The organism is Streptomyces sp. NPDC046727, from assembly GCF_040645635.1.
GTDB lineage: Bacteria > Actinomycetota > Actinomycetes > Streptomycetales > Streptomycetaceae > Streptomyces.
In genome coordinates this window covers 1-14,018 of sequence record NZ_JBEYYR010000056.1, presented here as the reverse complement: position 1 = coordinate 14,018, position 14,018 = coordinate 1, and the positions used below count along the sequence as shown (strand labels likewise).

Annotated in this window: 12 protein-coding genes and 3 pseudogenes; 10 read left to right on the top strand and 5 right to left on the bottom strand. The window is 74.0% G+C overall.

Features of this window, described 5'->3' with window-relative positions; all coding sequences use genetic code 11:
- Window positions 1–728: 728 nt before the first annotated feature.
- Window positions 729–1,586 carry an EamA family transporter gene (locus ABZ937_RS40245; protein WP_361699960.1) on the bottom strand — a complete coding sequence of 286 codons (858 nt, stop codon included), beginning with the start codon at window positions 1,584–1,586 and terminating at the stop codon, window positions 729–731.
- A gap of 109 nt (window positions 1,587–1,695) precedes the next feature.
- Here ABZ937_RS40245 and ABZ937_RS40240 point away from each other — a divergent pair, with 109 nt between their 5' ends.
- Entirely contained in the window at window positions 1,696–2,268 is a 573-nt protein-coding gene (locus ABZ937_RS40240) for an XRE family transcriptional regulator (protein WP_361699957.1), read from the top strand.
- Between the two features lie 43 nt (window positions 2,269–2,311).
- Window positions 2,312–2,869: a YbaK/EbsC family protein gene (locus ABZ937_RS40235; RefSeq protein ID WP_361699954.1), complete on the top strand. Its 558-nt coding sequence runs from the start codon at window positions 2,312–2,314 to the stop codon at window positions 2,867–2,869.
- Window positions 2,870–2,871: 2 nt separating this feature from the next.
- On the opposite strand, the gene ABZ937_RS40230 is transcribed toward ABZ937_RS40235, so the two are convergent.
- A complete protein-coding gene (locus tag ABZ937_RS40230) occupies window positions 2,872–3,957 on the bottom strand; it encodes a cation diffusion facilitator family transporter (RefSeq protein ID WP_361699951.1) in 1,086 nt (361 codons plus the stop codon).
- A 62-nt stretch (window positions 3,958–4,019) separates the two neighbouring features.
- Between ABZ937_RS40230 and ABZ937_RS40225 the strand changes: the two genes are divergently transcribed.
- Window positions 4,020–4,385, top strand: coding sequence for a metalloregulator ArsR/SmtB family transcription factor (locus ABZ937_RS40225; protein WP_361699948.1), 366 nt, complete (start codon window positions 4,020–4,022; stop codon window positions 4,383–4,385).
- Between the two features lie 16 nt (window positions 4,386–4,401).
- On the opposite strand, the gene ABZ937_RS40220 is transcribed toward ABZ937_RS40225, so the two are convergent.
- Both ABZ937_RS40220 and ABZ937_RS40215 read right to left on the bottom strand, forming a co-directional pair.
- Complete coding sequence (locus tag ABZ937_RS40220; protein ID WP_361699946.1) at window positions 4,402–5,622, bottom strand: 4-hydroxybenzoate 3-monooxygenase; 1,221 nt, start codon at window positions 5,620–5,622, stop codon at window positions 4,402–4,404.
- Window positions 5,623–5,687: 65 nt separating this feature from the next.
- Entirely contained in the window at window positions 5,688–7,325 is a 1,638-nt protein-coding gene (locus ABZ937_RS40215) for an APC family permease (protein ID WP_361699943.1), read from the bottom strand.
- Between the two features lie 102 nt (window positions 7,326–7,427).
- On the opposite strand from ABZ937_RS40215, the pseudogene ABZ937_RS40210 reads away from it, so the two are divergent.
- Window positions 7,428–7,511 (top strand): annotated as a pseudogene (locus ABZ937_RS40210) (MYXO-CTERM sorting domain-containing protein); the annotation flags it as partial.
- Between the two features lie 13 nt (window positions 7,512–7,524).
- On the opposite strand, the gene ABZ937_RS40205 reads toward ABZ937_RS40210, so the two are convergent.
- On the bottom strand, window positions 7,525–7,935 hold the full coding sequence (locus ABZ937_RS40205; RefSeq protein WP_361699941.1) for a CoA-binding protein: 411 nt from the start codon (window positions 7,933–7,935) through the stop codon (window positions 7,525–7,527).
- A gap of 142 nt (window positions 7,936–8,077) precedes the next feature.
- Between ABZ937_RS40205 and ABZ937_RS40200 the strand changes: the two are divergent.
- The 6 genes and pseudogenes from ABZ937_RS40200 to ABZ937_RS40175 all read left to right on the top strand — a co-directional run.
- Window positions 8,078–8,377 (top strand): annotated as a pseudogene (locus tag ABZ937_RS40200) (hypothetical protein); the annotation flags it as partial.
- A 522-nt stretch (window positions 8,378–8,899) separates the two neighbouring features.
- Window positions 8,900–9,241, top strand: a pseudogene (locus ABZ937_RS40195) (hypothetical protein); the annotation flags it as partial.
- Window positions 9,238–9,792: a histidine phosphatase family protein gene (locus ABZ937_RS40190; RefSeq protein WP_361699938.1), complete on the top strand. Its 555-nt coding sequence runs from the start codon at window positions 9,238–9,240 to the stop codon at window positions 9,790–9,792. The pseudogene ABZ937_RS40195 and the gene ABZ937_RS40190, both read left to right, overlap by 4 nt.
- 46 nt (window positions 9,793–9,838) lie before the next feature.
- Window positions 9,839–10,465, top strand: a complete 627-nt coding sequence (locus ABZ937_RS40185) for a YigZ family protein (RefSeq protein ID WP_361699935.1) — start codon at window positions 9,839–9,841, stop codon at window positions 10,463–10,465.
- Window positions 10,466–10,572: 107 nt separating this feature from the next.
- Complete coding sequence (locus ABZ937_RS40180) at window positions 10,573–11,736, top strand: exonuclease SbcCD subunit D (protein ID WP_361699933.1); 1,164 nt, start codon at window positions 10,573–10,575, stop codon at window positions 11,734–11,736.
- Window positions 11,733–14,018, top strand: a 2,286-nt coding sequence (locus ABZ937_RS40175) for an AAA family ATPase (protein WP_361699930.1), incomplete at its 3' end; no start/stop codon positions are given. The genes ABZ937_RS40180 and ABZ937_RS40175, both read left to right, overlap by 4 nt.

Genomic DNA, 14,018 nt, shown 5'->3' with positions numbered 1-14,018 from the left:
TCCGACGGCTGACGAGAGACGGGCTGGAGTCCGTCGGCTGATGTGAGCCGCGCTGGGGGACGACGGCTGACCGAGCCGTGGTGGGCCTGACCGCTGATGCGAGCCGCGCCGGGGTGTGATGGCATGCGAGCCGCCCCGGAGTCCGACGGCTGACGCGAGCCGCCCTCGGGTGTGACGGCTGACGCGAGCCGTGGTGGGGTTCGGACGGCTGATGCGAGTCGTGGTGGGGACTCATGGCTGATGCGAGCCGCCCTGGAGTCCGACGGCCGACGCGGCCGCCCTCGGGTCCGTCGGCTGATGTGAGCCGTGGTGGGGTGCGGGTGGTTGATGCGAGCCGCGCCGGGGCTGACCGCTGACGCGAGTCGTGGAGGGGTCCGACGGCCGCCGTCGGGCGCGACGGCTGATGAGAGCCGCGGCGGGGTCCGATGGCATGCGAGCCGCCCTGGAGGTCGACGGCTGATGCGAGGTGTCCTCGGGTGTGACGGTTGACGCGGGCCGCTCTCGGGTCCGATGGCCGATGCGAGCCGTGCTGGGGCTGACGGCTGATGCGAGCCGCGCCGGGGTCCGAGGGCATGCGAGCCGCCCTGGAGCCCGACGGCCGACGCGAGGCGCCCTCGGGTGCGACGGCTGACGCGAGCCGCTCTCGGGCCCGATGGCTGATGTGGGCCGTGCTGGGGCTGACCGCTGACGTGGGTCGTGCCGGAGTCCGATGGGTGCGCGAGGCTGGCTCAGCCCGTTGCCAGCAGCAGCGTGCCCAGGAGGGCCAGCCCCGCTCCCGCCGCCTGGACGGCGCGTAGGCGTTCGCTGAGGAAGCCGCGTGCGGCCAGCGCGGTCACCACCGGGTACAGCGAGGCGAGTACGGCCGCGACGGTGACCGGGCCGATCCGGGCGGCGATCGCGTACGTGCCGTTGGCCGCCACATCGGCCAGCCCGACGAAGGCCAGCGCGGGCAGCGAGGCCCACGGGAACTCGCCCTCCGGCAGGGCGGCGCCGCCGCGCCTGACCGAGGCGGCGAGCGCGGCCCCGCCGACGGCCACGTTGGTCAGCCGCTGCACGAACAGCGCGAGGAACAGGCCGGTGACATCGGTCGAGGCCTCCGCGATCAGCGCGAACACGGTGCCGAAGCCGAGCGCCGCGACCAGGGTGAGCAGCACCGTGCGCCGCTCTACGGCGGCGCCCCGCAGCTGCGGTCCGCCGGCCAGGACGACCCCGGCGACGGCGACCGCGATGCCCGCGACCTGGAGCAGCCCGGGCCGCTCGCCGAGGACGAGGCCGACGCCGACCGGCACGGCGACGCTCAAGGTGGCGAGCGGGGAGACGACACCCATGGGGCCGAGCGCGAGGGCCTTGTAGAAGCAGAGCAGGGCCACCGGCCCGACCAGACCGGCCGCGAACGCGAACCACAGCCGGGGTCCGGCCTCGCTCCAGCCGCCGGTGGCGAGCACGATCACGCCCAGCACGGCCGCCGCGATCGACTGCGAGACGACCACCACGGTGAGCGCCGGGGTACGTCGTGTCAGCAGCCCGCCGCCGAAGTCGGCCAGCCCCCACAGGAGGCTCGTGGTCAGGGCGAAGAATGCTGTCACGGCCGGCCTCGCAGTACAGTTCGGTGAACGATCAGGTGCACCTCACCGTAGTTCAGTCCATTGAACTGCGCTAACCATAATATTGAACTTCCCGGATATTGGACACAACGTGTCGGACCTCGACCTCCTGACCCAGTCCCTGGCGCGCAACGTCAAGCACTGGCGCTCGGTGCGCGGCTTCACGCTGGACGTGCTCGCCGCCCGGGCGGGTGTCAGCCGCGGCATGCTCATCCAGATCGAGCAGGCCCGCACCAACCCCAGCATCGGCACGGTCGTCAAGATCGGCGACGCGCTCGGCATCAGCATCACCACCCTCCTCGACTACGAGCAGGGCCCGAAGGTCAACGTCGTCCCCGCCGAACGGGCCGTACGGCTGTGGCACACCGAGGCCGGCAGCTACAACCGGCTGCTCGCCGGCACGGAGGCGCCCGGACCGCTGGAGATGTGGGACTGGCGGCTCATGCCGGGCGAGAGCAGCCCCTCCGAGCCGCACCCCGCCGGCACCGTCGAACTGGTCCACGTCACCGCAGGCGAGCTGACGCTCACCGTGGAGGGCGAGGAGTACCGCGTCCCGGCGGGCGCGAGCGCCTCCTTCGAGGCCAACGTCCCGCACCTGTACGGCAATCAGGGCGAGGTGCCCATGGAGATGGTCATGGCCGTGTCCGTCCCGCCCGTGCCCTGAGACGCCGGTACGGCGGACGGCCGCACCTTGCTAGCGTGCGGCCATGCGCGCACCCATCGGAGACTTCGACACCGCCACCCCCGCCCCGGACTGCCTGGACGTGCTGACCGCCCCCGTCGCCGACGCCGTACGCGACTGGCAGGGCGCGGTCCCCGCCGACCGGATCCTGTACGTCGACACCGACCCGCGCTGGGCCGACACGTCCGTCTTCGTGGAGCACTACGGCCGCGACCTGCTGGAGCGGTCGGCGAACTGCGTGGTGGTCGCGGGCAAGCGGGCCGGCGAGACCACGCTCGCCGCCTGTGTGGTGCTCTCCACCACCCGGGTCGACGTCAACGGCGCCGCCCGCCGCCAACTGGGCGCCCGCAAGGCCTCGTTCGCCTCGATGGAGACCGCGACCGGCGAGACCGGCATGGAGTACGGCGGCATCACCCCGATCGGACTGCCCACCGGCTGGCCGGTGCTGGTGGACTCGGCCGTCGTCGACCTGCCCTACGTCCTGATCGGCAGCGGACGCCGGCGCGGCAAGCTCCTGGTGCCCGGCAAGGCGCTCGCCGAACTGCCCGGCGCGGTCGTCCTGGAGGGCCTGGGCGTCGCCTGACCTCACGCCACCGCGTGGTGGGCCAGCGCCAGATGCGGATCGGCCTGCCCCGGGACCGGCGCCGGGTCGGCGTGCACCAGGGCGGCCGTCAGCCGCGGTACGGCGTGCAGCAGGGCGTGTTCGGCCTCGACGGCGATCGCGTGCGCCTGCCGTACCGTCGCCTCGCCGTCCACCACCACCGCGAGTTCGGCCCGCAACCGGTGCCCGATCCAGCGCAGCCGGAGCTCGCCCACCTCCCGCACGCCCGGCACCGCGCGCACCGCGTGCTCGGCCCGGTCCACCAGCGCGGGGTCGACGGCGTCCAGCACCCGCCGGAACACCTCCCGCGCCGCGTCCCGCAGCACCAGTACGATCGCGGCCGTGATCGCCAGCCCCACGACCGGGTCGGCCAGGTGCAGGCCGAGCGCCGAACCGCCGGCGCCCAGCAGCACGGCCAGCGAGGTGAACCCGTCGGTACGGGCGTGCAGCCCGTCGGCGACGAGCGCGGCCGAGCCGATCTCCCGGCCCACCCGGATCCGGTACCGGGCCACCCACTCGTTGCCGGCGAAACCGAGCAGTGCCGCCACCGCGACCGCCGGTACGTGCGTGACCGGGCGCGGGTCGAGCAGCCGCCCGACGGCCGCCCATGCGGCGAAGGCCGCCGACGCGGCGATGGTCAGCACGATGGCCAGCCCCGCGAGATCCTCGGCACGGCCGTAGCCGTAGGTGAACCGGCGGGTCGCCGCCCGCCGGCCCAGCACGAAGGCGATGCCGAGGGGGACGGCGGTCAGCGCGTCCGCCGCGTTGTGCACGGTGTCCCCGAGCAGCGCCACCGACCCGGACACGGCCACCACGACCGCCTGCGCCACCGCGGTCAGCCCGAGCACGGCCAGCGACACCCACAACGCCCGCATCCCGCGCGCCGAGGACTCCAGCGCCGGGTCCAGCTTGTCGGCGGTCTCGTGGGAGTGGGGGGTGAGGAGATGGCCGAGGCGTTGCAGCGTGCCGGGGGAGCGGGGGTGGTGTCCCCGCGCCTGCCCCTGGCTGTGGTCGTGCGCGTGGGTGTGCCCGTGGGAGTGCCCGTGCTGATGGGGGTGTCGGTCGCTCACGTCGGTCCCCTTCCGGTGTGCGGGAGTGGACGCGCGGCGCCCACGGAGCCCATTATGTGCGTATGAGCGCACGCATGCACCTATCACCTGCGCATCATGCGCACCCGCACAACCCGAGCGAGGACCAGTTCGCGCTCGCCGCCGAACTCCTCTCCCTGCTGGGCGACCGCACCCGCCTCGCCCTGCTGTACGCGCTGACGGGGGGCGAGGCCGATGTCACCACGCTCACCGAGGCGTGCGGCGCCGCCCGCCCGGCCGTCAGCCAGCACCTCGCCCGGCTGCGGCTCGCCGGCCTGGTGGACACCCGCAAGGAGGGCCGCCGGGTGATCTACTCGCTGCGCCACGGCCACCTGCGCCGGCTGGTCGAGGAGGCCCTGAAGACAGCGGACCACCGCCTCACCGATGGGTCCGGCCCAGCGGAGCGCTGAGCCGGCCGTCGTCGGTTCAGTACGCGGTGGCCGTGCCGAGGTACTGCTCGGCGAAGGCCGCCGAGGCGACCGGTGAGGTGAACACCCGGCGCAGCCGGGCCAGCGTGGTGCCGGCGCGGTGGGGGTCGCCGGAGGAGGTGCCGTGGTAGATCCCGGAGAGCCACTCCGAGAACTCCTGGTAGTCCCACACGCGGCGCAGGCATGCAGCCGAGTAGCCGTCCAGGCCCGTCGGGTCGCCCTTGGTCAGATACGCGACGAGGCCGTCGCCGAGCAGGAACGCGTCGTTCAGGGCGAGGTTCATACCCTTCGCGGCGATCGGTGCGACGAGGTGCGCGGCGTCGCCGGCCAGGAAGAGCCGGCCGAACACCATCGGTTCGACGACGTAGTTGTGCATGTCCAGCACGCGCTTCTCCAGCAGCCGCCCCCGCGTCAGCGGCGGCCGGTCCGCCGCGCGCAGGCGCTGCTGGAGCTCGTCCCAGACCCTGTCGTCGGACCAGTCGTCCGGGTCGTCGCCGGGCGGGCACTGGAGGTAGTAGCGGGTCATCTCGGCACTGCGGGGCATGTGCCCGGCGAACCCGCGCGGATGCATGCCGAACAGGACGCGGTCCGCGGACGGTGGTGCCTCGGCCAGGAGCGCCAGCCAGCCGATGCCGTAGTCGTGCCGGGAGATCCGCGCCCGATCCGGCAGTGCGGCCCGGCTCGCCCCGCGGGCCCCGTCGCAGCCGGCCACGAAGTCGCAGTGCACCAGCCGCCGTTCACCGCTGTCCGGGTCGGTGTAGGAGACGGCGGGCCGGTCCGAGTCCAGGTCGTGCAGGCGGACGTCCCGCACGCCGAAGCGGATCTCGCCGCCGCGCACGTCCGCGTACTCGCGCACGAGGTCGGTCACGAGCAGGGGCTGCGGATAGACCCAGTGATGGCGCCCCGTCAGCTCTGTGTACGCGAAGCGGTAGCCGTGGCCGTCGAAGCGGAACTCGCACTCGGAGTGCCGTTCCGCGCGCTCCAGCAGGTTCCCGGCCAGGCCCCGCCGTTCGAGGCCGCGTACGGCCCATTCCTCGATGACCCCGGCGCGTGGCCGCCGCTCGATGAACTCCCGGCTCTCGGTCTCCAGGACCAGGCAGTCCACGCCGGCGGCCCGCAGGATGTTGCCGACGGTCAGACCGGCCGGCCCGGCACCCACGACGACCACCGGAAAGCGGGGAGGGGAAGGCGAGTTGGAGTGGGGGGAAGGAGACGTCACGCGAGCATTATGACGGTGTCCCGTCAGCCGAGCCGACGGGACACCGTGTGTGACGCGGGAGCGGATCAGTGCGCGGGCGCGTCCGTCACCACGACCTCGTCGATGCTGCGCTCGATCGCCTCGGGCCGCGAGGCGACCGCCTTGGCCCAGTAGTAGATGCCCAGGGAGAAGGCCGCGACGACCAGGATGTCCCACCACAGCGGGATGCTGCCCCGCCCGCCGCCGAAGCCGCCCAGCCAGGAGATCAGGCCCAGGCCGAGCAGGTAGGCGGGCAGCCACTGCGCGGCCTTGAAGTCCATCCGGGGTGCATCGGGCTTGCGCGTCGCGGTGGCGTACCAGGCGTAGGAGCCCAGGAGCACGTAGCCGAGCAGGATCGCGAAGCCCAGCCGCCACAGGGTGTCCCAGCCGGTCCAGTAGATGATCAGGTTGGCGACCACGAAGGACAGCGGCGAGATGATCCTGCCGCCGGGCAGCCGGTACGGGCGCTCGTGGTGCGGCAGCCGGTCGGCGAAGACGCCGTAGGCCAGCGGCGCGCCCGCGTACATCAGCACGCTCGCCGAGGTGATGAAGCCCACCAGCGCGTGCCAGCTCGGGAACGGCAGGAAGCAGATCACGCCGGTGACGAACGACATGATGAGACCGAACCACGGCACACCGCGCCGGTCCGTCTTGGCGAAGGCCTTCGGCGCGTAGCCGTTCTTGGCCAGGCCGAAGGAGACGCGGGAGGTGGCGGTGGTGTAGATCAGGCCGGTGCCGCCGGGGGAGATGATCGCGTCGACGTAGAGCACCCAGCCCAGCCAGCCGAGGCCCACCAGCGTCGCCAGGCCCGCCCAGGGGCCGCTGATGCCGACGAAGTCGAGCTTGGCCCAGCCGTGCGCGAACGAGGCGTGCGGCAGCGCGGCGATGAACACGACCTGCAGCAGGATGTAGATCACGGCGCCGATCGCCACCGAGCCGAGGGTCGCCCGCGGCAGGTCACGCTTCGGGTTGCGGCTCTCGCCCGCCAGCTGGATCGCCTGCTCGAAGCCGAGCAGCGCGAAGATGATGCCGCTGGTGCTGATGGCGCCGAGGATGCCCTTGGCGCCGAACGGCGCGAAGCCCTCCGAGGTGAAGTTGCTCGTGTGGAAGTTGCCGATCGCGATGATGAAGATCGCCGCGAGCGGGACGGCGATCTTCCACCAGGTGGCGGCGCTGTTGGTGTGGGCCAGGGCCCGGACGCCGAAGAAGTTGACGCCGACGAAGACCGCCATCAGGGCCACGGCCGTGACGAAACCGCTGGTCGTCAGAGTGCCGTCGGTGTGCTGCAGGCTCTGGGCCCACTTCCAGTGGCCGGCGTAGCCGATCATGGCCTCGACCTCGATCGGCGCCACGGTGGCGGCCTGCAGCCAGGCGAACCAGCCGAAGGACATGCCGGCCAGGCCGCCGAACGCGTAGTGCGGGTAGCGGGCCGTGCCGCCCGCCACCGGGAACATGCCGCCCAGCTCGGCGTGGACGAGGGCGAGCAGCACGATGGCCACCGCGCCGATCACCCACGAGATGATCGCCGCGGGGCCGGCCACCACGACCGCCTTCTCGGCGCCGTACAGCCAGCCGGATCCGATGATGGAGCCGACCGAGGCCCACATCAGACCGATCAGTCCGACATCCCGGCGCAGTCCGCCGGACTCCGTCGTGGCCTGTGGCAGGGCGTCGACTTTCGCCATGTCAAGTGGCCTCTCAGTTCATGAACGCAGAATTAACGAGCAAGGAGGCCACAGGCTAGGAATGCTTTCCGCGTCGGCAAAAGACTGTTTTACAAAACTTGACCTGGGATCTTGCCTGTCTTGGGGACGGGCTTCGCGCAGGTCAGGCGCCGCAGGCGAATGTCAATATTCAACGGAGAATTGTGATGAAGGAGAAGAATCACAAGCTCAGGAGGGGGATTTCGATCGCCGGGCACCGGTCCATGACCATCTCCAGGCCCGCCGCCCGGGTCCGCTCGTAGGCGGCCGTGTCGACGACCCCCAGCTGGAACCACACCGCCCGCGAGCCCTTCGCCACGGCCTCGTCCGCCACCGCTCCGGCCAGCCCGCTGTTCACGAACACGTCGACCACGTCCACGTCGAAGGGGATGTCCGCGAGGGAGGCGTAGCCCCGCTCCCCGTGCACCGTCTCGGCCTTGGGGTGCACCGGCACGATCCGCTTGCCGTACCGCTGGAGCACCCGCGCCACCCCGTAGGCGGCCCGGCTCGGGTTCGAGGACAGGCCGACCACCGCCCAGGTGTCGCCCAGCTCGGTGAGAATCCTGCGGATCGTCGCTTCGTCGCCGTACATCGGCCGCCTCCTCGGGCTGCGGGGAACAGTACGTGCGGGCAACATCGACTCGACGGGTACGGATTCCCGCCGTACCCCGCCACGCTGTCCGGAATCGGTGCAAGCCGCTGCATACGGCCGTCCGCCCGCCTACGCTCGCCCCGTGCTGCGCATCTTCGACGCCCGAACCGGTGAGCCCGTCCCCGCCGCGCCCTCCCGCCGCGGCCTGACCCGTATCGAGGTCCACGCCTCCGGCCTCGATCCGACCGCCCTGCGGGTGCTGCTCACCGCCGACCTGCTCGTCCGGGCCCTGGAACTCGGCGGCACACCCGTCTGGACGATCCTCACGGCACCCCGCGACCAGCCCGAACTCCGGACGGCCGCCACACAGCTCGCCATCCGCCCCTTCGAGGACGGCCGCGACCTCGCCTCGGGCCTCGGAGAGGCCCAGGCCATCCATGTGGCCCGACGCGACACCGAGGACACACTGGGCGAGGGCCCGGTGATCGCGGTGGCTCCGGCGGAATGGACGGGGTGGCCGGCGGGAGCGGGGTCGGCTGCCGCGGAGGCTGGGGGAGCGGGTGGGGCTACGGGGGCGTCCGAGAGGGCAGGTGGGGTGCGGGAAGGAGCCGGGACAGCGGACAGGGGGACGGAGGGGGCCGGGAGAACGGTCGGGGAGGTCGGGAGGGGGTCCGGTGCTGGTGTAGGCGGGCCGTCCGCCCCCGGTGCTGTCCCGGGCGCGGCGGCGGAGGCCGCCGGTGCAGCGGCTGAGGAGGCGGAGGCCGCTGGTGCGGCGGCCGGGGAGGCCGGGAGGAGACCCGGTGCCGGCGTCGGCCGGCCCTCCGCTCCCGGTGCGGCGGAGGCCGGCGGTGCAGTGGGCGGGGAGGCCGGGAGGGGGCCCGGCGTCAGTGTCGGCGGGCCGTCCGTCCCCGGTGCGGCGGCGAAGGCCGTTGCCCCCTCCGCGTTTCCGGTGCGGGCGCTTCTCGCCGACCCCTCGGCCCTCCGCCTCGCTCTGCTCGCCGTCCCGCGGAGCGAACCCGCGCGGCTGGACCCGGCCGCCCTGGACGACGCCGCGCGGAGTCTCGCCCGATGGCGGCGGGCCGTCGCCGGCTGGGCGCGGCAGCCCTCGCGGCCGGTTCCCGGCGAGGTGCGGGAGCGGCTGCGCGCCGCCTGGGAGGACGACCTGGACCTGCCCGCCGTGCTCGGCGTCCTGCGCGACGTGGCGAGCGCCCCCGGTATCCCGGACGGCGCCCGGTTCGAGACCTTCGCGTACGCCGACCGCCTGCTCGCCCTGGACCTCGCGCGCGACCTCGGGAGTCTCGCGTGAACCCGCCGGCGGGCGAGGGCCCGCTGCGCCGGCTGGTGGTGCTGCGGCACGCCAAGTCCGCCTGGCCCGACGGCGTCGAGGACCACCGCAGGCCGCTCGCGCCGCGCGGGATGCGGGACGCCCCGGCCGCCGGGCGCGCCCTCGCCGCCGCCGGTTCCCTGCCCGACCTCGCCCTGTGCTCCACCGCCGTCCGCGCCCGCCGTACCTGGGAGCTGGTCTCCGCCGAATGGGCCACTCCGCCGCCGGTGCGCTACGACGGGCGGCTGTACGCGGCCGACGTACCCGACCTGCTGGAGGTCGTGCACGAGGTGCCGGCGGACGTGCGGACGCTGCTGCTGATCGGGCACAACCCCGGCCTTGAGGAGCTGGTGCGGGCGCTGGCCGCGGACGGTCTCGACGACACGCTGGACCGGCTGCGCGAGAAGTTCCCGACCTCCGCGATCGCCGTGCTCACCTGGCACGGCACCGAGTGGGAGGCCCTCGCTCCGGGCGCGGCCCTGCTCACGTCGTTCACGGTCCCGCGCGGGACGAAGAAGAAGAGGAAGGGCTAGAGGAGGGCCGACCGTGGCGTTCCCGGCGTTCACATAGGCTGGCGGGATGCAGGACGAGTACCGCACAGTGGCCCGCGCGGGCGTGCACGAGACCGAGATCAACCGCTCCCGCTTCCTGTGCGCCCTCGCCCCGGCCGCCACCGAACAGGAGGCCCAGGACTTCATCGCCGCCGTGCGCAAGGAGCACGCCGACGCCACCCACAACTGCTGGGCGTACGTCATCGGCGCCGACGCCTCCGTGCAGAAGGCCAGCGACGACGGCGAACCGGGCGGCACCGCCGGCGTGCCCATGCTGCAGATGCTGCTGCGCCGCGACATGCGGTACGTGGTCGCCGTGGTCACCCGCTACTACGGCGGCGTCAAGCTCGGCGCGGGCGGACTCATCCGCGCCTACGGCGGTTCCGTCGGCGAGGCCCTGGACACGCTCGGCACGATCACCCGGCGGCGCTTCCGGCTGGCCACGGTGACGGTCGACCACCAGCGGGCGGGCAAGGTCCAGAACGACCTGCGCGCGACCGGACGCGAGGTGCGGGACGTCCGCTACGGCGAGGCCGTCACCATCGAGATCGGCCTCCCGGACGCCGACGTGGACGCCTTCCGCGCCTGGCTCGCCGATGTGACGGCGGGCACGGCCGGCTTCGAACTGGGCGGCGAAGCCTACGGAGACGCCTGATAATTGCCGTAAATCGGGCATAACGGGCCTATGGGGTGCGGGTCGTGACGGGCTGATACGGGAGTAACCGCCCGTGATGTCAGACCCGGCCGTTAGTCTCGGGAATCATGAGACTCCTGCACACGTCCGACTGGCACCTCGGCCGGGCCTTCCACCGGGTGAACCTGCTCGGGGCCCAGGCCGAGTTCATCGGTCACCTCGTCGCCACCGTGCGTGAGCACGCGGTGGACGCGGTGGTCGTGTCGGGCGATGTGTACGACCGCGCGGTGCCCCCGCTCGCCGCCGTCGAGCTGTTCGACGACGCCCTGCACCGCCTCGCGGGCCTCGGCGTGCCCACGGTGATGATCTCCGGCAACCACGACTCGGCCCGCCGCCTCGGCGTCGGCGCCGGACTCATCGACCGCGCCGGCATCCACCTGCGCACCGAGCCGTCCGCCGCGGGCACCCCGGTCGTGCTCCAGGACGCCCACGGCGACGTCGCGTTCTACGGCCTGCCGTACCTCGAACCGGCCCTGGTGAAGGAGGAGTTCGCCGTGGACAAGGCCGGCCACGAGGCCGTGCTCGGCGCCGCCATGGACCGCGTCCGCGCCGACCTCGCCACGCGCGCGCGGGGCACGCGTTCCGTCGTCCTCGCGCACGCCTTCGTCACCGGCGGCCAGGCCAGCGACAGCGAGCGGGACATCACCGTCGGCGGGGTGGCCGCCGTGCCGGCCGGGGTGTTCGACGGCGTCGACTATGTGGCCCTCGGGCATCTGCACGGCTGTCAGACCCTCACCGAGCGCGTGCGCTACTCCGGCTCGCCGCTCGCCTACTCCTTCTCCGAGGCCGACCACCGCAAGAGCATGTGGCTGATCGACCTCGACGCGCACGGCGCGGTCACCGCCGAACGCCTCGACTGCCCGGTGCCCCGCCCGCTCGCCCGGATCCGCGGCACCCTGGACGGCCTCCTCGCCGACCCGGAGCTGGCCCGCCACGAGGACGCCTGGGTCGAGGCCACCCTCACCGACCCGGTCCGCCCGGCCGACCCCATGGCCCGGCTCACCGAGCGCTTCCCGCACACCCTCAGCCTGGCCTTCGCCCCCGAGCGGGCCCCGGACGACCCCGGTGTGTCGTACGCCCGCCGCCTCGCGGGCCGCAGCGACCAGCAGATCGCCCAGGACTTCGTCGCCCATGTGCGCGGCGCGGGACCCGACGAGCGCGAGACGGCCGTGCTGCGCGAGGCGTTCGACGCCGTGCGCGCCGCCGACGCCGTACGGGAGGTGGCGCGGTGAGGCTGCACCGGCTCGACATCACCGCCTTCGGGCCCTTCGGCGGCGCCCAGACCGTCGACTTCGACGCGCTCTCCGCCGCCGGCCTGTTCCTGCTGCACGGCCCCACCGGCGCGGGCAAGACCTCCGTACTGGACGCCGTCTGCTACGCCCTGTACGGCACCGTCCCCGGTGCCCGGCAGAGCAATCAGGGCATGCACCTGCGCAGCGACCACGCCCAGCCGGGCACCCGTACCGAGGTCCGCCTCGAACTGACCGTCGCCGGACGCCGACTGGAGATCACCCGGCAGCCCCCGTGGGAGCGGCCCAAGCTGCGCGGCAAGGGCATGACGGTCGACAAGGCCCAGACCTGGCTGCGCGAGTACGACGCCCGGGCCGGCACCTGGAAGGACCTCAGCCGCTCCCACCAGGAGATCGGCACCGAGATCGAGCAGCTGCTCGGCATGAGCCGCGAGCAGTTCTGCCAGGTCGTCCTGCTGCCCCAGGGCGATTTCGCCCGCTTCCTGCGCGCCGACGCCGAGGCCAGGGGCCGGCTGCTCGGCCGCCTCTTCGACACCCAGCGCTTCGCCGACGTCGAGAAGCGCCTCGCCGAGCGCCGCCGCGCCACCGAGGCCCGCGTGCGCGAGGGCGACACGGCCCTGCTCGCCGACGCCCACCGCATGCAGCAGGAGGCCGGCGACGCCATGGAGCTGCCCGAGCTGTCCCCCGGCGACCCGGGCCTGGCCGAGGCCGTCCTCGGCGCCGCCGCCGTCGCCCGCAGCACCGCCCGGGAACGCCTCACCATCGCCCACTGCCGCCTCTCCGCCGCCGAGTCCGCCCACGCCGCGGCCCGCCGCGCCCTGGACGACGTACGCGAACTCGCCCGGCTGCAGAGCAGGTTCGCCGAGGCCCGGCAGCGCGCCGAGCGGCTCCAGGAGCGGGCCGGTGCCCATCGCGAGGCGCAGGAGCGCATGGACCGGGCCCGCAAGGCGGAGGCGGTCGCACCGGCCCTGGAGCTGCGGGAGACCGCCGAGACGGAACACCGCCGGGCCGCCGCGGCCGAGGCGCACGCGCGCGGACTCCTCCCCGACTCCTACGCCGACGCCGGCGCGAGCGGACTGGCCGCCGCCGCCCGCCGGGCCGCCGAGGAACTGGGCGGCCTGGACGCGGCCCGGCGCGCCGAACGCCGGCTCGCCGAACTCGCCGCCGAGCGCGCCGGACTCGACCGGCACGAGCGCGCCGACGAGGACGTCCTGCGCGAGGCCGACGCCTGGCTCGCCGACTGGGACGGCACCCGCGCGGCCCTGCAGACCCGCATCGACTCCGCCCAGGAGGCCGCCACCCGCGCCGAACAGCTCGCCGTCCAGCGCGCCCCCATGCAGCGGCGGCTGGACGCCGCCCGCACCCGCGACCAGCTCGCCGCCGATCTCGAACGGGCCGAGCAGCGCGCGCGGGCCGCCGGGCAGCGCGCCCTCGACGCCCGCGCCCACTGGCTCGACCTCAAGGAACAGCGCCTGGCCGGCATCGCCGCCGAGCTCGCCGCGCACCTCTCCGACGGCGAGCCCTGCGCGGTCTGCGGCGCCGTCGAACACCCCGCGCCCGCCCGCAAGGTCGCCGGACACGTCGACCGCGAGACCGAGGACCGTGCCCTCGCCGCCCACCAGCGCGCGGAGGAGCAGCACACCGAGGACGAGCGGCGCCTCGGCGTGGTCCGCGAGGCCCTGGCCGCCGCCACCGCCGAGGCCGGCGACACGCCCACCGACCGGCTCGCCGCCGAGGCCGGCGAACTGGAGGAGGAGTACGCCCGCGCCCGCCGCGCGGCCTCCGCGCTGCACGCCGTCCAGGAGGAACTGCGGCGGGCCGAGCAGGAGCGCGAGCAGCGGCTCGCCGACCGTCAGCAGGCCGCCGTACGAGCCGCCTCCCGGCTCACCCGGCGCGACACCCTGGAGCGCGAACAGGCCCAGCTGAAAGCCGAGTTGGAGCAGGCGCGCGGCGGCGCCGAGAGCGTGGCCGCGCGCGCCGCGCAGCTGGAGCGGCGGGCGGCCCGGCTCACCGACGCGGCCGACGCCGCCCGGGCCGCCGAGGACGCCGCCCAGCGGCTGAAGGACGCCGACGCCCGGCTCGCCGACGCCGCCTACCGGGCCGGCTTCGACACCCCGCAGGCCGCCGCCGAGGCCCTCCTGGACCCCGCCGCCCACCGCGAGCTGCAGCACCGCCTGGACGCCTGGCAGCAGGAGGAGGCCGCCGTCCGCGCGGTCCTCGCCGAGGCCTTCCCCCGTCTGGTGGGGCAGCTGTACGCCTTCACC